The sequence below is a fragment of the Amycolatopsis azurea DSM 43854 genome (assembly GCF_001995215.1).
In the GTDB taxonomy this organism is placed as follows: domain Bacteria; phylum Actinomycetota; class Actinomycetes; order Mycobacteriales; family Pseudonocardiaceae; genus Amycolatopsis; species Amycolatopsis azurea.
This window is the reverse complement of sequence record NZ_MUXN01000017.1, coordinates 108,545-126,088: the sequence shown is the minus strand read 5'-3', so window position 1 is coordinate 126,088 and position 17,544 is coordinate 108,545. Positions and strand designations below refer to the sequence as shown.

The window sequence follows — 17,544 nt, the reverse complement described above, 5'->3', positions numbered from 1 at the left end:
CCTTACTGTCTCATGTAGACACTGTCGATCTGACAGAGCGTGCCACCCGTACCGCCGGTGTCGAGAGAGCACGTAAGTTCTACGGCGACGTTGTTCTGATCGAGGAATGCCGAGATGTCGTACGGGCCCACGGTCGCACCGATGCTGTCCGTTGCTGTCCATGTCCCAACGGTCGTGCCGTTGAACTTGAGCCGGTAGCGCGGAACGTGGGACGACCCCGCGGCGCGGCCCCATCCTCCAGTGACTTGCACGAACTTGTGCAGCACGGACGCACTGCCGCGCCACAGAACCTGTTCGGTTGCGATGGCGCCGTTGTCTATCCACATGCTGCTGTAGGTGTATCCGAGTCCGGGATCGACAGCACCCTCGTCGTGCGTGACGAACCGTGGATACATCGGGATGGGCAGCCACGGGCGCGCCATCCCGCCCGATCCCGCAGCGTTGTCAGAGAACAAGATCACGTTGTGCTGGTCTCGCATAGCGAAGAACGGTTGCCCGGCGAAGTAGCTCGATTGAAGGACTACCGATCCGTTCTCACGAGCGAGCGATACAACCTGCTTGCCCTCGCTGTTCGGTCCGATGTAGAGGATCTGCGTTCCCTGGTCGTCAACGACCTTGAGGAACGAATCGTCGAGCAGCGTGATACCGCCTCGGCGGATGATCGCCGAGGTGAGGCCGGACAGCTTGCGGAACGCCTCGAGCGCGCGTTCGACTTTGGATACCCGGTCGACCAGGTTGGATGGTTGGTTGAGCTGCCCCACCGTGATTCCCTTCGTTCAGGCGACGTCGTCGAGCAGCGGGCCGCAGGTGATCCGGACGGATTCCCGGTCCTCGCCGGGCGAGATGGACATGCCGATGATCCGCAGACTGGTGTCGATCCCGATCGGCACGAAGTCGTCCTCAATGAGCACGTGCGCGTCGTCGCCGAGTCCCCATTCGCCGACGATCGGCGACCGGTCGCCGCGGACCTCGAGTTCCGGCAGAACCACCGGGAGACGCGACGCGAACAGATCGGCGTCGGCGTGCTCTTGCAACGTGTCGACGTTCGACACGGTGGTGTAGGCGGTCTCGGACTCGATGAGCGGGAAACCGCCGGCGTAGCGGCTGGGATCCTCGGCGACGGCGATCAGGGTTCCGTCGTTGGATCCCTCGCCGGTGACGAAACCGCGGGACGCGTACCGGGTCGCGTCCGACGGCCATGTGTAGCTCAGGAGGTTCGCGCCGAACTCGAACACCCACGGCGAGCCTTGCTGACCGAGCCACGGCTCACCCTGCCGAAACAGCCGGGTGGGCCTGCCGTTCGCGTCGGGCCCGCCGGTGTCGAACATCATGTCGGATCCGCCCTCGACCCCGGCGAGCTGCCGCAGCGCCTCACCCGTCCAGGGCAGTTCGTACCCGGCGTACTGCCGCACACGGTTGATCTCCGAGAGCGACGTGTCGCCGATGATGCCGAGGTTCCCACCGGCGTGCGACTGCGCGAGGTTGACCAGCGCGCGGGCGATCTGGTTCTGATCGCCGGTGTAGGTGACGCGCGCCTCGGCGATGTCGTAGGCGGGTGCCACCGGGAAACTCAGGATTGGCAAAACTTTCCGGTGATCGAAGTAGCTCCACCAGTCCCCCGCGCCGATCTCCACCGTGCGCGAACTCGAGGAGTAGCGGCGGGTCCAGATGATGCCGCCCCACATCGGCTTGTCGTCGCGGTAGATGTACAGGCACCGGCGGCCGGGCATCGTGAGGTCGTACGGGTCGCGCACCTTCCGGAACCGGTTGGTACGCGACTCGACGGCGAACGACCCGCGCGCGGCCCCGGAGTCGTTGAGCCGCTTGGAATACTCGACCCCGGACAAAGGCAGTTCGGCGAGCGGGGCGTTGGTCAGCAGGTCGTGCACCATGTAGGTGTAGATCGGTGCCGCCATCAGAGGCCCGTGTCCTCGATCATCAGCTGCCGCGCGCGAAACTCGTCGATGGTCGCAACTCCCGAGTTGACCCGCGCGGACACCCCGAACGTGACTTGCCCGGTGAACGGCGCCCGCCAATACGACTCGCGCGTCGTGGTGCGGTAGCTGCCGGGCGGCGCGTCGGTGTGGAACTCGAACACCGTGCTGCCCGCAAAATCGATCGTGGCGCCTGCCTTGAACCGGTAGCCCAACGTCAGGATGTTCGAGGCGCCCGCCTCACTCCGCACATGCGTGATCCTGTAAGACCGGCCGTTCACCACGTTGCCCGTTGCCCTCTCGGTCTGTAGCGCGTCGGTCGTGGTGATGGTGCCCGATCCCACGTGGACACCGAACGCGATGATGCCGCGCGGAGTCGCGCCGTCGACCAGGCTGACCGTCCCTGCCCACGCGGACCCGGTCCACCGGTACAGCACGTTGTCGGTGGTGAGGATCGCGAGCTGCCCGGTGAACGGGTGGGTGATGTCGGCGAGCGCGCCCGTGGTCACGGTGCCCTGGCACTGCCACGTGCCGTTGTAGACCTCGGTCCATCCCTTGTCGCGCCGGTACACCGTGAACCCCGGAACCGCCGGCAACGCGTTCCGTTCGGTCACCGACGCGACCGGGACGACACCGCCGAGGGCGACCACGCGCGGCGGCCGCAGGTCGTCGATCATCGCGCCGGTGATCGCGGTCGCCCCGGCGCCGATCCGGATCCGGGCCAGCAGCAGGTAATCCGGGTAAACCCCGCCCTGCGTCGGGTCGGGATCCGTCGGGCTGCCGGTCGCGACTCCCTTGACCCGCATCACGGTGTACGCGGTCGACCCGTCGCCGTAGTAGGTGTCGGTCTGCCGGGCGATGATCAGGTCACGGCGCGCGTTCGACGGGTCCGCAGGGTCGGTGCCCAGCACGTTGAGTGTCTTGTCGCCGTCGAGCGTCGCGATGTACGGCCCCATGCCACGGGTCGCCGGGACCACGGCGCGGAACGCGGACACCTTCACGCTGACGTCCGGTGTCGGCGACGTCGCCGCGACCTGACCCGGAGTTCCGGCGGCGTTGATAATCCCGACACTGTTCGCAGTCGCGGTCGCGCCGGGCTGCAACAGCGCGCCGAACGCGACTCGGGAATCCTCAGCGTCAAGAACGCGGGTTGCGCCGTTCATGGTCGCCCAGCTATCACGCTCAGCCACGTAGGGCCTCCGTTCTCGTAACACTTTTGGGTGGGCAGGGGATAGTTGGCCTATGACTCAATGGTGGAAGCGCGCCGCACTCGCAGGCGCGGGGGTTCTCGTGCTCCTCGTCACCGGTGTCGTGACATGGGGAATCCTGCAAGACAAGAAAGCGGATTGGTTCTCCGCGTGGGCATCCGGTGCGAGCGCGATCATTGCCGTGTTTGCATTGGGCGCCGCAGCTGTAGCCGCGACCGCGACAATTGCAACAAACCGAAACCAGTCTGAGCAGCTCCGAAGGCTCGAGGAAGCGAGTCAGCGTGAGCACGCATCCAAGTTCGGCGTATGGCCGGAATCTGATCGGGTGGCCAACATGCCGCCGGACGTATGGCTGTATTCAATCCGCTACCACAATGCGGGCTCTCTCCCCGTTTACAATGTGAAAATTACGGCCCGCTTCATGGATAAGACTCTGCTCCTCGTCGTGTTGCCACTACTGGCACCCACGAGCGAACCGGAGGTAGTACCCCTTGCTACAGACGCCTTACTCGAGTTTGTCAATGGCGTATCCGCGAAGGATCTGAATGAGAAAGAACCGCCCAGCCCCGTCCACCGGAACCAGAAGATCTACGAAAACAATCGCCGAAAAGAGGTGCGAGCACATAGAGGCGTGCTGCTCAACTCGCATTACATTTCGGTCAGCTGCGAGTTTTCCGATGGAGAGTCACAGTGGCATAGGGATTACGACGGGTCACTACATAAGGTATCTAACTAAGTGCACTTCAGGTGCGATCCCTTTCTACTGATAGGCGTCGCGCCAGTAGGCGCGGAGTTCGGCGGCCGGGTTGTAGGCACCGCCGGTGAACTGGATCCGGGTTGCGACACCGGGCTCGAGCGGTGTCCACTGCGCGACGAACAGCCGTTGCCGCACGCTAACGCCGTTGATCTCGACGGTGCGGGCACCGGGCGCGGTGTCGATCCGCAGTGTCTGTCCGGCGAGGACGGTCCACGCGGGATCGAATAGCAGCGTCCGGCCGCTGTAGATGATCTGTGGTCCGGGCACCGGGCCGGTGACCTCGAGCACCGGCCACGTGGGGACGTGCCCGTCGTTGGTGGCGGTGGCCTGCCCGCCGGTCGTGCCCGGACCGAAGTCCAGCCCGCCCGCCCGGAAGTCGAGCCCGCCCCCACCGAAGTCGAGCCCGCCCGCGGCAGGCACCGCGAGCCGGGTAGTGACGGTCTTCTCGGCGATGCCGTACAACCGCGGGTCGTTGGTCTCCCACGCGATCGCTCCGGCGACGTAGCCGACGTTCGCGTACATGAGGTCAGTTGGGATCGCCCGGCGCTTCACGCGGGCGTTGACCCGCATGGGCCGCCCGTCGAGCTGGATCACCAGTGCCTCGTTGTCCGGGTTCTCACCCGGCGCGGTGATCCGCCGCAGCGTGTCCAGCGCGGCCGGCAGTCCGGGATGATCGCCGAGGTACTTCCATTCCCAGACGACTTCGCGGTCGGTGGAGAGCAGCTGACCGAGGTAGCTCCCGTGGTAGCCGGGGAGCGGGACGTTTCCGCCTCGCTGCCCCGGCAGGTCCCACCATCCCGCGATTCCGGTGGTACCGAACGTCGTGTCGGTGCCGAGCAGCGTCGCGCGCCACTCGACCTGTCCGTCGAGGGTCACCAACTCGCCCGCCATCAGTAACCCCCGCTCTTGGAAAACCAGTCGAGATCACGCGCGACCTCGCCGGGCGAGGCGTTCGCGGGCGGGTGGTAGTTCTCGATATGGACCAGCGACCGGCCACCGGATCCGCCGGCGGCCGCGGCCGCGCCGGGCGGTCCGCCACCGGGCGGGCCGTATCCGGCGCCGAGCGTTCCGCCGAGCCCGCCCGCACTGGCGGCGATGGACGGGCCGATCGTGCGCACGAACCCCTGCACCAAACCGAAGTTCTCGACCAACGAATCGTGAAAGCCGCGCATGATCGCCTCACCGGCGGGAACCAGCAGTGTCCGGTCGTAGGACAACGGTCCCTTGTGCGCGGCGATCCAATCGCCGATACCGCCCACGAAGTCGGTCACGGCACCCCACGCGTTTTTGAGGCCACGCAGGAAACCGTCGATGATCGCGCGACCGGCGCGGACCAGCAGCCCGCCGAGATCGCCCAACGCGTCGAGGATCCGGCCGGGGATACCGGCCACAAAGGACACTGCTTCATCCCAGCGGGTTCGGATCCACCGGGTGACCTCACCGAACCACCCGGAGATCTTGCCCGGCAGGGAACCGAACCACGAGATGGCCGCGGCGATCCCGTCGATGGCGCGAGACGTCGCACCCTTCACCCACTCCCACGCGCCGCCGAAAACGTCGACGACGAATTTCACGACAGCGCCGAGCAGCGCGAGGCTGAACGCGTGGAACTGCACGATGTGGGTCACCAGGAACGTCAGCGCGGGCGCGAGCAAGTTGATCAGGAACGCGGCGAGTTCGGCGACCATCGTGATGACCGGCGTGAGCGCGAGGACCAGTTCGGCGATCGGGGGCAGCAGCTGGACCAGGGGTGGTAGCAGCTGCACGAACGCGCCGATGAGCGCGCCGAGCACGGGCGAGATCGCTTGAAGGATCTGGAGAATCGCAGAGCCCAAGGTCTGGGCGAGCTGCCCCAGGGTAGGCAGCAGCGGCACGATCGCGGCGGCGAGCTGCCGCAGCGTGTCGGCTGCGAACTGCGAGATCAGCCCCATGATCTGCGAGACGATCGGTACCAGCTGCACCAGGATCGGGGCGAGCGCACCGGCGAGTTGAGCGGCGATCTCGGCGATGGCGGGCACCAGCGGCAGGATCGGCGACAGCAGCGACAAAAACGCTGGTATCAAAGGGGTTACGGCCTGAAGGATCTGCGTCGCGGCCGGGAGCAGCGAGCCGGTCAGCACCTCGCCAAGCTGGGAAAAAATCTCGGTCACGGCAGGTCCGGCCGCGGCGAACGCGCCGATCAGCGCGTCGGCGAGCGGACCGAGCGCGGTCGCGACCTGAACGAAAATCGGGCCCAGGGATTGAAGAACCGGGATCAGCGCTGACGCCAAACCGTCCACAATCGACCCGATGATCGGCAGGAGGGCGGCGAGGATCGGGCCGCCCGCCTCGGCGAGCGTGGCGAGCACGGCGCCGACCGTGGCGAGCAGATCGCCCAGGAACGGGCCGAGCGCCGAGAACGCTTGACCAACGGCCGCGGACGCGGTCGACAGGTTCGCCATGAACTGACCGACCCCATATCCCAGCGAGGTCAGGAAGTTCGCCAACCCGTCGAACACCGGTCCGGCCGCGGTGATCGCGGTCAGCAACCCCGGCATGGCCTGCGACGCAAGACCTGTGATCCCGTCTGTGAGGGTGGCCATGTACGGGCCGACGGCCGAGAACGCGTGGCCGATCGACGGGGCGAGTTCGTCAAAGGTGGCGCGCAGTTCACCGGCGATTCCCTTGAGGTACGGGACCAGCGGCGCGGCAAGGTTGGTCAGCTCCTGCTTGACGTGCGAGCCAAGCGACGAGAACGCCTGTTGGACCACGGCGTTTTCCTTGAGCACCAAGGCGCCGATACCGGCGAACGCCAACGGCACCGCGGCGAGCGCGCCACCGGCGACCAACGCAGAGGCCGACGCGGCCGCGCCGAACATCGCCAGGTTCTTGCTGAGACCGAGGATGCTCTGCGCATTGCTCTGCGCCATGCCCGCGGTGTACTCGCCCGCGGTGCGCATGACCCCCGCCGTGACGAGTGCCTCCCGCCGGATCTCCCGGAAGACGGAAGACACCCCGTCACGTCCGAGGATGTTGAACAACAGGGACGTATCGGAAGCCATGACACCCCCTGCCGCTATTCAGTTTTGTTGTGCCTCAATGATTTGATCGATGTACGCACACGCTGCGTGGAACTGCGAGACCGTCAACAGCCCGAGTTCCCACGGGCGGATGTGCAGTACCTCGGCGATCTTCAGGCAGTACTTGCGGCCTTTTTCTTCGATGGCGCTTTTCCCGTCGGGGCGGGCACCTCGTCGTCCTGGCCCTCCTCGCCGTCGCCGGGGATCCGGTTCAGGTGGGCCTCGAGCGCGGCGACCGCGGCGCGCCGCTTGTCCTCCGGGACACCGGTCGCGGTCTGCGCGGCCTGGTGCAGCTGCTCGAGCAGTTCACGGCCGAGGACGACCTCGACCTCGCCCGCGCGAAAATCGACGTCGTCGTAGCGCAGTTCCTTGTGCTCCTGCCGCAGAACGTGCCACAGCGCCACCCGCTTCGCGCGGACGGATCCGGACATCAGCGCCTGCTGCAACTCGTCGAGGCTGCCCTCGAACCGGCGCTCGAGGTCCTCGGCCGCGGCGACCCGCAGGTCGTCGGCGTCGAAGTCGTACCGCTGCGCGGGCCCGTTGTCCGGGCTGTAGGCGATGACGAATTTCATGGGGTTCACACCTTTCGGGAGAGGCGGCGCGCGGTGGCGTCCATCGCGTCGACCACACGGCGGCGGGCGTCCATCGCCGCGCCGCGCATGGCGTCGTCGAACCAGTCCGGCTTGCCGACCTGGTGGGACGTGCTGCCGTGGTTCCAGTTCGGATGCGACCAACCGGCCGCGGAGTTCGTGCGCCGGGGAGCGTGAGTGAAGCCCCGGAGCTTGATGGTCTTGGTGACGGCGCGGGCGCCGGCTGTTTTGCCGGACATCTTCGCGACGACTTGGATTTTCGAGGCGATCGCCGACCGCAGCGACCGGCCGGGGTGCTTGGTCTGCGCGGGCATCGACCGGATCGCGGCGCGGGCCTGCTGCCGCGCGGGTTGCAGCGCGGTACGCAGGTTCCGCGCCAGTTCCTTCCGTAGCTGCTTGCCGTCCTCTTCGGTGCGCAGGGCCCGTGCGATGTCGCGTAGCCGCTTCTCCGGGCCCGACAGGTCGAGGTCGACCGGCATCTACGACACCGCGCGAGAGACCTGTCCCGAGGTCGGCCATTCGACGTCGACCTCGGCGACGGATCCGACCGCCCCGGCGATCGGCGCCCACTTCTTCACCAGAACGGTTCCGGTGTACTTCGGGTTGTTCGGGCCGACCGGCGCGTCGGACAGCCGTACCTCGAACGGGATCAGGGTTCCGAACAGCGGCCACATGGTCGCGTCGAGTTTGCCCGCGGCGATGTCCTGTTTGAACGTCGCGCCGAGCGATCCTTCTTTGAGTCCGCCGGTGACTTCTTTCCAGCCGAGCGACTTGAAGGTCGTCACGTCCTCGTCGGCGACCTCGGTCGAGAGTTCGACCTTGCTCGTGTGTTCGGACACGTCGCCACCGTTGAGGGACAGGAACGACGCGAGCAGCACCATGTGCGCCATGGGGTTTTCTCCTTGCAGAATCAGGCGATGCCGAGGGCAACGACGAACAGGAACGACGGACCGGTGCCGGTGACGGTCCACTTCGGACGGAACCAGGTGTCGGCGGCCGGGCCCGGTGCGCGGACGATCTGCCCGCCGAGCGCATCGGCGGCCGCGAACGTCGCGACCGTGGACGGTGAGGCGAACGTGTTGTCGGCGTCGGACTCGATGCCGAGCGTGATCGACGGCGACCCGGTGCCCGCGATCGACAGGATGTGAGCCGCGGCGTACAGGTGCTTTCCGGCGGGGACGGCGCCGAGCTGGATCCCGGAACCGGTGCCGGTCGCGGTGCGGGCGGTGCCGGGCGGGTGCGCGATCTGCCCGCGGACCAGCGGCCACGATCCCTTGGCGTCGCCTTCCCACGGCGCGACGGCGCCGACCTGGTCGCCGAGCTTGTACTTGCCCGACATCGCCAAGGTGAAATAGGCGAGGCTGCCAAGGCTCGCCGTATCCGGGCATGCCGTCCACGGGCCGAGTCCGCCGAGTTCGGCCCACCGGGCATCGTCGACCCGTCCGGGGTCGCCCGCCTCCCACTGTCCCCCGCCCGACAGTTCGGTCTCGCGCAGTCCGCCGATGACCTCTTTCCATCCCCCGGAACCGAAGTTCGTCCGCTCCTCGTCGGACACCTCGGCGGACAGCTCGAGCTTGTTCGCCGAGCCGGTGAGGTCGGCGCCGCCGGTGAACAACCGGCAGTTGAGCAGCACGAAATGCGACACGTTCAGTCCCCCCGCCCGATGATCAGCACGCGCCACTCGGCGCCGTAGAACTGGTTTCCGTTGTGCTCGTACAGGCCGTAGCCCGATACCCGCTGGACCCGCACGGCGTCGCACACCCCGCCGAGCGACGGGTCAGCCTCGAGCACGGTCTTGACCGAACGCGGGCCCGCGCCGCGCAGGTAGCCGTCGAGTTGCTCCTGCCCGGTGCGGTCGGTCGCGTGCGACACCAACAGACGACAGGTCAGGTAGACGGTGTCCATGCCGCGGCCGAACGTGGCGTCGTACTCGACCTCGACCTCGGCGACGAAAAAGGCCGGCGGGCTGATCGCGTCCGGGACGAACGGGAAGCAGCGCAGCCCGTCGATCTGGTCGACCGCGGCGGCGGCCGCGGCCTTCACTGCGGAGATGTCCACCCGTCCCCCTCTCTACGCGATTCCGGGACGGATGAACGGGGCGATGAGCGCGCCGACGTCCGGGTCGGTGCGGCTGACCCGGATCAGTCCCCACTCGGCGGACCCGGCGATTCCTTCCGGCGAGTCCTTGCGCCGGTGCAGCCGCGCGGCGAGTAGCAACGTGGCCTGCTCGATGTCGTCGGGAACCTCCGGCCATCCCCACACGGCGGTGACCCGCACGCGCGCCATCGGGCCTTGCGGCCACATGCGGTCCCGCAGCAGCCCGTCGACCGGCCAACCGGGATCGGGGTCGAGCGGGTACGGCTCATAGCCGACCACCGACGTGTAGCCGCCCGAGGCGGTGCCCGCCTCGACGACCAGCCCGGCGGTGGTCGCGACGTCGTCGAGCATCAGCAGGAAACCCTCGGGGGCGAACAACGTCCGCCCCCGCACCGGGAACACCTTGGCTGTAGCGGCGTCGTCGCGGTAGAAGCGGCGGCCGGTCGACCTGTCGATACCGCGCGATGCCGAGACGAGCACCCGGTTCAACGCGTCGTCCTCGGCGGTGTCGCTCTCCGGGATGTTGAGCGCGTGCTTGAGCGGCGCCAAGGTGGCGTATTCGGTGACGACCATCCCTGGTCAGTCCCCGGTCGCGTCGCCGTCGGCGGCCGCCTGGTCCTCGACGGCGGCCGCGCCGTCGCCATGGTCCTCGACCGTGGCCGCGGCGTTGTCCTGCTCGTCGACGGCCGGCGGCGTGCCGGTGGCGGCCGGGGGTGTCTCGGCCTTGTCCGCGGCCTTGCGCGCTGCCCGGCGAGCGCGGCGCGAGGCGGGCGCGGCCGCCATCACGACGGTGTCGGGTCGCTGCGCGTTGAGCCGCTGTTCGCCCGGCGCGCGGGTGAGCATCTCGACGGTGTCCTCGAGCGGCGCGAACAGCTCCTCGCGTCCCTTCACGACACGGTCGTCGGCGGCGACGGTCTGCCCCTTCTTCACGATCGTGTGGTCGGGCAGCAGGAAACCGGTGGTCGCTCGCAAGTACTTCTGTGGCGCCATGAAACGGCCTTCCCTTCCGGTGAAACGGCCGAGGGCGCCCAGCGTCCACACGGGACAGCGGGCGCCCTCGGCGCGGGTACGGGTGGATCAGGTGACGTTGAGCATCCGGAACGCGCGGTCGAGCACGGAGTCGGATCCGTTGCGCCAGTAGGCGAACACACCGCGCTGCCCCGACGGCCGGTTGTTGCCGGTGTGGAACAGGTGCGGGATCAGCTCGATGGAGAACCCGACCCGGTCGACCACCCAGAAGAACCGGAAGTCGCCGAGCACGAGAACGCGGTTCTCCTGCGTCGCGTTGATCACGCCATCCATCGCCGACGTGCGGTAGAGCGGGTGATCCAGCAGCCGCGCCGGGAGACCTTCGCGAGCGTTCGCCCAGAAGTCATCCAGGTTCGCCCCGCCCGCCTGCCGGATCGCCGAAAAGATCTTCTTGTTGCCGATCCACGATGCGGTGTCGGCGAAGTTCTCCGGCAGGTCGTCGTCGACCTTGTACACGTCCGCCATCGCGAAGGTGTCCGCGGTGGTGGAAGTCAGCTCGAACGCGGTCCCGGTCAGCGCGGTCACGATGCCGCGCGGTTCCGTGGTGCCGTTGCCGAGCACGAACTTGTTGTTCTCGAGGTCCTTCTTGGCGGTGGCGAGCAGGAACGCGACGTCCTGCGTGAAGTTCGGGTAATCCATCCCGATCTCGATCGAGTGCGGAATGAACGCCCGTGCCATGTGCATATCGATGTCGCGGTTCGCGTACGTCGGGGCGTCGTCGGACACCTCGGCCGCCTCGAGGTCGTAGGACGCCGTGACCGCAGTCGCGTTGACGCTGCGCAGCTTGTCCGTGACGATCGTGCGATTCGTCGCGATCTCCCGGATGGGGGACACCGTTCCGTCGCTGTTCAGGATCAGCGTCGGGTCGACCGGCAACGGGACGGCGTAACCGCCGGCGGCGTCGGTCAGCGACGCGGCGCGCTGCAACACGGCGAGCGCCTCGACGTCCGGGTGCCCGTTGCGCATGCCGGTCTTGAACGCCTTGGACCACGCGCGCATGTACTCCGGGGACGACGTGGCGATGATCTGCGCGGCGACCTTGCGCGCCGACCGGCCCTCTTCCTCGTCGTCAGTGAAGTCGGATCCCTCGAGCAGCTGCGTGATCCGCTGCTTCGACGCGTCGTTCACACCGCGGCAATGCTCCACAGCGGCCATCGCACGGGCGGCGAGGTCAGCCCCGCCACGCTCCGGGGTCTCCTGGTACAGCGACCGGGTGACCGCGTTGAGGTCCCACGGGTTGCCACGGAACGTGCCGCGCAACGCGTCCGGCTCGCCGAGCGGATCGTCGGTGCTGCCCATCCGCGCGCCGTAGCGGGCGCGGGATTCGGCCACCCGCGCCGACCGGGTCTCGGCCTCGGCCGCTTCGCGGGCGGCGGTCTCGGCCGCGCGGACGTCCGAGCGCAGCCCGGTCTCCTCGGTGTCGAGCGCATCCCATCGGGTCTGCTGCTCGTCGGTCAGCGCGTTCTCGCCCGCGCTGGTATGCAGCTCTCGCCGCTCGGTCTCGATCGCCTCGAGCCGTGCGCGCATTTCCTCGAGCGTCACGACGGTTTCCTTTCCAAGTAGGGGTAAAGGCGCGCACGCCGTGCGGCGTGCGTGAGCCCGCTCGAGTGGCGCGCGGCCGGCTCGTCGGTGTCGGATGCGGCTCCCTGTCGGCGGGCAGTGCCCTCGGCGGCTGCCCGGTCGGCGGGAGTGCGGTGGGTCTGGATCCGGCTACGCAGGTCGTCGACCGCGTTCGGGTCGCGCGAGCGCAGCCGCTCGTAATAGGTGTCGGTCAGGCCGCGGACACCGGCGGTGGCGTCCGGATTGGCCGGCCACGTGACGGGCCCGAACTCGAACAGCCGCACCTCTTTGATGGTGCGTTCCGGGATCCCGTCCGGGTTGTGGTCACTGCGGCCGGGGTCGTCGTTCCACTCGTCCTTGATCACCCGCATGCGGAAGCTCGAGCCGTAGGCGCCCGCCTCGATGCCCGGCAGAAGGTCACGGTTATAGGACGTGTCGAACAGCGGGACCTCGCCGACCGGGGAATCGGGGTCCTCGCGCAGATCCTCGATCGTGCCGAGAACCTTGTTCCCGATCTGGTAGTCGAACCCGTGGTCGTAGAGCACCTTGATGTTGGCGCGGTTCTCGCTGATCGTTTTGGTGAACGCGCCGCGGGCGGTCCGCTCCAGAAACCGGCCCTCCCACCACGAATCGATTTCGTACCAGCGATCGAACGCGGAGAACCGCACGACCATCGTGGGCATGACGCCTGCCTCGGCCTCGGCGCGGTCGGCCCGGACACAGGTCGGCACCGCGCGCACGAGGTCGAGGTCGGGCACGGTCAGGATGTTCACGGGGTGCCGTCCTCCTTGTTGTCGGTGTCGTCGCCGGTGTCGCCGGTCTTCCCCTGCGGGGCACCGGTTCCGGCCGTGTTCGGCTTATCGCCCCACGGCACGGGGCGCAGGTTCTCGCCCTGCCTGATCTCGTTGACGGTCTTCCACCGGTTGCGCAGCGCGGACTCATGCGCCCGGTACTTGTCCAACGTGGTCGCCTGCAAGATCCCCTCACGAGGGATCACGGCATACTGCGGCGCGGGAAGCAGCGCGGTCAGTGCTCGCTCGAGACGCCGCAACCACTTGTTGATGGTGAGCACCAACAGGTGCGCCGAACGCGACTCCACGTTCGTGTAGGTCAGCGACCCGCCGGATTCGTAGCCGAGCACCTCGGCGATACCGGGCCCGAACATCCGGGCGCACTGCGCTTCGGTGTAGCCCTGCGTCGCGAGGAACTGCGATTCCTCCGGGCTGATCTGGATCGCCTGGTACTTCCAGCCCTTGCCCATCACCACGGGTTCGCGGTTGCCGCGCAGCGCGGCGAGGAACCGGTTCTTGACGTCGCGCGCCTGCTGTTCGTTGATCGACGCTTCCTCGTTGGTCAGCAGCGCCGAGGGGTGCGCGCCGTCACGGAACCACGATTCGCCGAACTTCACCGACGTGATCGACAGCCCGACCGTGGACGCGTGGAACTGGATCGGCGAGACGCCGAGCACCCGCCCGGCGACCGGCATCACCCGCCGGTGCATCCACCGGGCGGCGTCGACCTGGCGGCCGCGGACGTTCCACACCGGCGTGCCGTCCTCGATCCAGCCGGTGACGTCGTCGGGGTGCTGCAACAGCACCTGCCGCGGCTGCGCCACCGTGCCATCAAGGATGTCCCCGAACGCGTTGCCGCGCAGCAGCCACGACTCGACAAGCTGATAGGCCCAGTCCTCGAGCCCCTGCCCCTCGCCCGATGGATCCTTGAGGTTGCCCGGCGTCGTGAGCTTGCGCCGGTCAGGGCCCTCACCGGCGTAGACCTCGACCGGCAGTTCCGAACACAGCGAGGCGATCAGGTCGACCGCGCTGTGCACGGCGATCGATTGCAGCGCACTCTCGGCCGAGGACAGATCAACATCGGCATACGATCCCGGCGCAAGCACCGGATACGGCGCAGGCGAGTAGATCTGTGGCCGCTGTTCGGGTTTGGCGCTGCGAAACCAGAGGCTCACCGGATCCGCCAATCCGCCCACAGCAGGAACGCCCCGGCGATCGCGAGACCAAGCGGAACCGCGACCAGCCACCCGGCGAGCACGAAACACACCCCGGCGCCGATGCCGGGTCCACTGCGGACGGTGTGCCCGGCGAACGTCGCCACGGCACCGGCGGCGGCGCGGTAGGCGGTGCGCAGCTTCGTCACGGGATGTCCCCTTTCACCAGAAGTTCCCCACCGGGTCGTAGTCATCGACGATCAGGTGCGCGCGGCTTTCGTGCGCCCAGCGGGCGACGGTCCCGCCCACTAGCGGCGCGATATTCGAGTCGCTCGTGCGGCGGGCCCATGCCCACGCGTCGCCGAGAGGACGGGTTCGGGCGCCGGCCAACGCTTCGTTGAGCGGTCGTTGGTTGAGGTGGCGCAGGTGGTCGTGCTCCACTGCGTCGGCGAACGCGCCGCACGCGGCGGCGACTTCCCGCGTGGTCGGGATCGCGAGTTGCCCACGCTCCGGTTTCGTCGGGTCGTCGGGGACCTTGAATCCGGCTTTGTTGAGCGGGACCAGCAGCGACCCGGCGGGCCCTGCGACGTCGAGGCCGAGGGCGATCGGGTTGTGCCGGTCACGCAGCTCGATAAGCCGTTCGACCACGCCGTCGGTGCCGTCGCGGTTCTCGATGATCTCGACGTGCCCGCGGCCGTCCGGGCGGCGCCCGTAAGCCATGATCGCGGTTTTCTGTCGGTCCGGTGTGATATCGACCGCGAGCGTGATGTCGGCCGCCGAAGATCGCGCGTCGTGCCGGTCCGCCCACCACTTGGTGGGCACGTTCGGGTCGTCGGCGACGACCACGGTTTTCGTGACGTTGAGATAGGCGCGGTCGAATTCGGCCGCCTCCATCTTTTCCCGCTCCGAACGCACGGCGGCCTCGGTGACGGTGTGGCCGAGCGCGGGCATGCACGACCACCAGGTCGCCGGGTCGTCGCGGTCGTAGCGGTCACCGACGGTCCAGTCGAACACGGCGAACGTGGACGGCAGGCCGCTCTCGATGATCGCGCGGCCGCGCTTGCGCTTGCCGTTGAGGAAGTGCGACTTCGCGAGGGTGCCCGCGGTGGACACCACCCACTGCTGAGGTTGCGGGCGAGTGATCATCGCCGGAGAGAACGCCTGTTCCATCCGGCCGTCCTCGTGCGCGAACGCCTCGTCGATCGTGCCGTCGTCCAACGTCTCACCGTGGCCGGCCGTCTCGGTGTTCGAGGTGATCCCGTGACGACTGCGGTTGCGCCACCGGATCGCCTCGTTGCCGTTGGCCTTGTGCACGGTGTAGCGCCCGGCGAACCGGGCCGCGGCGTCGATGGCGGCGACGTGCTCCTCTTCCCACTTCTTGCGGGCTGAGTTGCGGGTCTGTGCCGCGTAGAGGATGTTCTGCCGTGCCCATGCGTTCGCTCGCCACACCATCTTGGCGAGCAGAAGCGTGGTCTTGCCCGACTGCCGGGGCACCATGAGCAGGATGTCGCGGTAGGCCAGACGTCCGGTGACGGGGTCGACCTCGAGCGCGACGTCGGCGACGTACCGCTGCCAGGGCATAAACGGCGTTCCGAACGCCTCGGCGATCCGCGCCACCTTGGGCCCGTACGTCTTCCGTGACAGGTCGCGCGGCGTCCCCCACCGGGGAACACACCGCAGCCCGTACACGTCGAGCAGCTGCGCTTTGAGGGCTTCTGTTCGGTCCTCTTCGGACAGGGGCACGCGAGGACCTCCCCTCGGTGCTACTCCGGGTCGTCGAGGTCGCCGAACTCGTCGTCGTCATCCGGCGCCGTGCGGACGGCTACGGCGTCGGTCAGCGCCTTGAGCGTCGCGCGCAACTCTTTCGCGAGCGGCGGTATCGGGGATTCGTCGGCGCCGCGGTCGACCGCGGCCGCGAGGGCGTAGGCGAGTTCGGCGAGCGCCGGTTCGGTGTCGGCGAGGTCGCCGAGTGCGGCGATGTCCTCGCGCACCTGCCGCTCGAGCGTGCCCGTTTCCGCGGCGCAGCGCGGGCACTCCGGTGGCTCGTCGCCGCCGAGCAGTGCGGCGTGCTCGCCGAGGAGACCGAGCCCGGTCGTTCCGGCGGCGGCGGCGATGAAGCGCAGTTCGTCGACCGTGACCTCTCGCCGCCGGCGGCCTTCCTTGTCCGGGCGGCCGGTCTCGATGTAGCCGACCACGGCGGCACTGAACGACTCCGGCGCGCCGCGCTCCCATGCGGCCGCGGCGAACTCGCCGCGCGTGAGCCCGGCGCGCTTGCGCGTCGCCTTGATCTCGTCGGCGATCACATCGCTGATCGTCGTGATCCGTTCGGCCGTCAATGTGATCACCCTCCGCCCTGTGTTGTCCTGCCGGGGAGAAATTCAGGGATGGTGGGCGCGGGGTCTCCCGTGCGTCCGCGTCTAAAAACCCCAGGTCAGCGCGGTGCGCATCGATGAGCGAGGCTGTGTCGCATGCGGACGGTGGTCACCAGTCACGCGAGGTTGCGAACTGCTCCTCGATCGGCGGTTCGACTCCGGGCAGGTACCGGGCGTACCACCGGTGGATAGCGGGCACGCTGCCCGGTGGCCGGCGGTCACCTCGTGCGCGGCGCACGCATTCGTCGCGGCCGGGATCCAGCAGGATCAACTCGGCTCGCAGTCTCTCGACCAGCGCGGCGCGCTGTGCTGCCACGGGCAGGGACCGCACCACGAATACGATGTCGTCGCGCGACTTGGCGATCCGGTCCAGCTCGAGGCGCATCACCTGTTCGGCCCGTTGGCTGTAGGTCTTGCTGTGCAGCCACTTGCGCGGGCTGCCCATCACGCGGGCGATCTCGTCACGGTCAAGCACCCGCCCGCCCTGCTCCTCGGCGAGCTTGTGGGCGAGCGTGGTCTTGCCCGCGCAGATCGGGCCCGCGATCACCACTACCCGGCGCATGGTCACCACCTTCGCGATGTCGGCATCGGCGCTTCGCGTGCCCGGTTGCCGCGGCTCGAATTGCAGCTGCGATGCGCGGGCCGCGCGTTGTCGAGGGTGTCCGGGCCGCCCTTGCTCCGCGGCACGATGTGGTCCGCGGTGAACGACCACTTGTGCCCGGCGGGCAGGCCGAGGTCGATCCGGTGCCCACACAACCCGCACGCGGCACCGGATGCGGCCGCAAGTTCGCGCAGCTGCGCAGTGACCCGGCGCCACGGGCGCCCGTTCGCCGAGGCCATTCCCCCGCCCCGAAGTGTTGGGCCGGGCCTCGGACATGTGGAGTCCGAACAGCAGCCCGGCGGCGACGGCGCGTCCACATCAGCCATGACGTAGAGCTCATGAGGGCGGCGAGACGAGAGAAGCCCCGACCTGTTCGGGTCGGGGCTTCACTC

At 68.2% G+C, this 17,544-nt stretch carries 21 protein-coding genes; 1 reads left to right on the top strand and 20 read right to left on the bottom strand.

Annotated features, from left to right (window positions below; translation table 11 throughout):
- Nucleotides 1-2: 2 nt before the first annotated feature.
- Genes B0293_RS23815 through B0293_RS23805 form a run of 3 tightly spaced genes read right to left on the bottom strand, consistent with a single transcriptional unit; the run spans nt 3 to nt 3,124 of the window.
- On the bottom strand, nt 3-761 hold the full coding sequence (locus B0293_RS23815) for a hypothetical protein (protein ID WP_005166386.1): 759 nt from the start codon (nt 759-761) through the stop codon (nt 3-5).
- A gap of 15 nt (nt 762-776) precedes the next feature.
- Complete coding sequence (locus B0293_RS23810; RefSeq protein ID WP_005166385.1) at nt 777-1,916, bottom strand: hypothetical protein; 1,140 nt, start codon at nt 1,914-1,916, stop codon at nt 777-779.
- On the bottom strand, nt 1,916-3,124 hold the full coding sequence (locus B0293_RS23805) for a hypothetical protein (RefSeq protein WP_143254629.1): 1,209 nt from the start codon (nt 3,122-3,124) through the stop codon (nt 1,916-1,918). The genes B0293_RS23810 and B0293_RS23805 overlap by 1 nt, the downstream gene beginning before the upstream one ends.
- Nucleotides 3,125-3,176: 52 nt before the next feature.
- Here B0293_RS23805 and B0293_RS43180 point away from each other — a divergent pair, with 52 nt between their 5' ends.
- A complete protein-coding gene (locus B0293_RS43180) occupies nt 3,177-3,878 on the top strand; it encodes a hypothetical protein (RefSeq protein WP_143254628.1) in 702 nt (233 codons plus the stop codon).
- Between the two features lie 24 nt (nt 3,879-3,902).
- On the opposite strand, the gene B0293_RS23800 is transcribed toward B0293_RS43180, so the two are convergent.
- The 17 genes from B0293_RS23800 to B0293_RS23725 all read right to left on the bottom strand — a co-directional run bounded on the left by B0293_RS23800 (nt 3,903) and on the right by B0293_RS23725 (nt 17,391).
- Nucleotides 3,903-4,790 carry a phage tail family protein gene (locus tag B0293_RS23800; RefSeq protein ID WP_005166383.1) on the bottom strand — a complete coding sequence of 296 codons (888 nt, stop codon included), beginning with the start codon at nt 4,788-4,790 and terminating at the stop codon, nt 3,903-3,905.
- Nucleotides 4,790-6,940 (bottom strand): phage tail protein, encoded by a 2,151-nt coding sequence (locus tag B0293_RS23795; RefSeq protein ID WP_005166382.1) that lies wholly within the window; start codon nt 6,938-6,940, stop codon nt 4,790-4,792. Before B0293_RS23795 ends, B0293_RS23800 begins: the two co-directional genes overlap by 1 nt.
- Before the next feature lie 131 nt (nt 6,941-7,071).
- Nucleotides 7,072-7,530 carry a hypothetical protein gene (locus tag B0293_RS23790; RefSeq protein WP_005166380.1) on the bottom strand — a complete coding sequence of 153 codons (459 nt, stop codon included), beginning with the start codon at nt 7,528-7,530 and terminating at the stop codon, nt 7,072-7,074.
- Nucleotides 7,531-7,535: 5 nt separating this feature from the next.
- Nucleotides 7,536-8,027 (bottom strand): hypothetical protein, encoded by a 492-nt coding sequence (locus B0293_RS23785; protein WP_005166378.1) that lies wholly within the window; start codon nt 8,025-8,027, stop codon nt 7,536-7,538.
- Nucleotides 8,028-8,438: a hypothetical protein gene (locus tag B0293_RS23780; protein ID WP_005166376.1), complete on the bottom strand. Its 411-nt coding sequence runs from the start codon at nt 8,436-8,438 to the stop codon at nt 8,028-8,030.
- A 20-nt stretch (nt 8,439-8,458) separates the two neighbouring features.
- Complete coding sequence (locus B0293_RS23775) at nt 8,459-9,193, bottom strand: hypothetical protein (protein ID WP_005166374.1); 735 nt, start codon at nt 9,191-9,193, stop codon at nt 8,459-8,461.
- A 2-nt stretch (nt 9,194-9,195) separates the two neighbouring features.
- On the bottom strand, nt 9,196-9,606 hold the full coding sequence (locus tag B0293_RS23770; protein ID WP_143254627.1) for a hypothetical protein: 411 nt from the start codon (nt 9,604-9,606) through the stop codon (nt 9,196-9,198).
- 12 nt (nt 9,607-9,618) lie between these two features.
- Nucleotides 9,619-10,218: a hypothetical protein gene (locus B0293_RS23765; RefSeq protein WP_005166370.1), complete on the bottom strand. Its 600-nt coding sequence runs from the start codon at nt 10,216-10,218 to the stop codon at nt 9,619-9,621.
- 6 nt (nt 10,219-10,224) lie between these two features.
- Complete coding sequence (locus B0293_RS23760; RefSeq protein WP_005166368.1) at nt 10,225-10,635, bottom strand: hypothetical protein; 411 nt, start codon at nt 10,633-10,635, stop codon at nt 10,225-10,227.
- Between the two features lie 87 nt (nt 10,636-10,722).
- Nucleotides 10,723-12,216, bottom strand: coding sequence for a phage major capsid protein (locus B0293_RS23755; RefSeq protein WP_005166366.1), 1,494 nt, complete (start codon nt 12,214-12,216; stop codon nt 10,723-10,725).
- Nucleotides 12,213-13,007, bottom strand: a complete 795-nt coding sequence (locus B0293_RS23750) for an HK97 family phage prohead protease (protein ID WP_005166364.1) — start codon at nt 13,005-13,007, stop codon at nt 12,213-12,215. The genes B0293_RS23755 and B0293_RS23750 overlap by 4 nt, the downstream gene beginning before the upstream one ends.
- Entirely contained in the window at nt 13,004-14,200 is a 1,197-nt protein-coding gene (locus tag B0293_RS23745) for a phage portal protein (RefSeq protein WP_157376441.1), read from the bottom strand. The genes B0293_RS23750 and B0293_RS23745 overlap by 4 nt, the downstream gene beginning before the upstream one ends.
- Nucleotides 14,197-14,388: a hypothetical protein gene (locus tag B0293_RS43175; protein WP_005166362.1), complete on the bottom strand. Its 192-nt coding sequence runs from the start codon at nt 14,386-14,388 to the stop codon at nt 14,197-14,199. Before B0293_RS43175 ends, B0293_RS23745 begins: the two co-directional genes overlap by 4 nt.
- 13 nt (nt 14,389-14,401) lie before the next feature.
- A complete protein-coding gene (locus tag B0293_RS23740; RefSeq protein ID WP_005166361.1) occupies nt 14,402-15,922 on the bottom strand; it encodes a terminase large subunit domain-containing protein in 1,521 nt (506 codons plus the stop codon).
- Between the two features lie 20 nt (nt 15,923-15,942).
- A complete protein-coding gene (locus B0293_RS43970; RefSeq protein WP_209437356.1) occupies nt 15,943-16,524 on the bottom strand; it encodes a hypothetical protein in 582 nt (193 codons plus the stop codon).
- Nucleotides 16,525-16,660: 136 nt separating this feature from the next.
- Nucleotides 16,661-17,113, bottom strand: a complete 453-nt coding sequence (locus B0293_RS23730; RefSeq protein ID WP_005166359.1) for an AAA family ATPase — start codon at nt 17,111-17,113, stop codon at nt 16,661-16,663.
- Between the two features lie 2 nt (nt 17,114-17,115).
- Nucleotides 17,116-17,391 carry an HNH endonuclease signature motif containing protein gene (locus B0293_RS23725; RefSeq protein WP_039919586.1) on the bottom strand — a complete coding sequence of 92 codons (276 nt, stop codon included), beginning with the start codon at nt 17,389-17,391 and terminating at the stop codon, nt 17,116-17,118.
- Nucleotides 17,392-17,544 lie beyond the last annotated feature (153 nt).

Excerpts from the sequence above, each read along its gene's own strand:
- B0293_RS23810 (WP_005166385.1), bottom strand. The coding sequence starts at position 1,916 with ATGGCGGCACCGATCTACACCTACATGGTGCACGACCTGCTGACCAAC.
- B0293_RS43180 (WP_143254628.1), top strand. The coding sequence starts at position 3,177 with ATGACTCAATGGTGGAAGCGCGCCGCACTCGCAGGCGCGGGGGTTCTC.
- B0293_RS23800 (WP_005166383.1), bottom strand. The coding sequence starts at position 4,790 with ATGGCGGGCGAGTTGGTGACCCTCGACGGACAGGTCGAGTGGCGCGCG.
- B0293_RS23795 (WP_005166382.1), bottom strand. The coding sequence starts at position 6,940 with ATGGCTTCCGATACGTCCCTGTTGTTCAACATCCTCGGACGTGACGGG.
- B0293_RS23790 (WP_005166380.1), bottom strand. The coding sequence starts at position 7,530 with ATGAAATTCGTCATCGCCTACAGCCCGGACAACGGGCCCGCGCAGCGG.
- B0293_RS23785 (WP_005166378.1), bottom strand. The coding sequence starts at position 8,027 with ATGCCGGTCGACCTCGACCTGTCGGGCCCGGAGAAGCGGCTACGCGAC.
- B0293_RS23780 (WP_005166376.1), bottom strand. The coding sequence starts at position 8,438 with ATGGCGCACATGGTGCTGCTCGCGTCGTTCCTGTCCCTCAACGGTGGC.
- B0293_RS23765 (WP_005166370.1), bottom strand. The coding sequence starts at position 10,218 with ATGGTCGTCACCGAATACGCCACCTTGGCGCCGCTCAAGCACGCGCTC.
- B0293_RS23760 (WP_005166368.1), bottom strand. The coding sequence starts at position 10,635 with ATGGCGCCACAGAAGTACTTGCGAGCGACCACCGGTTTCCTGCTGCCC.
- B0293_RS23730 (WP_005166359.1), bottom strand. The coding sequence starts at position 17,113 with ATGCGCCGGGTAGTGGTGATCGCGGGCCCGATCTGCGCGGGCAAGACC.
- B0293_RS23725 (WP_039919586.1), bottom strand. The coding sequence starts at position 17,391 with ATGGCCTCGGCGAACGGGCGCCCGTGGCGCCGGGTCACTGCGCAGCTG.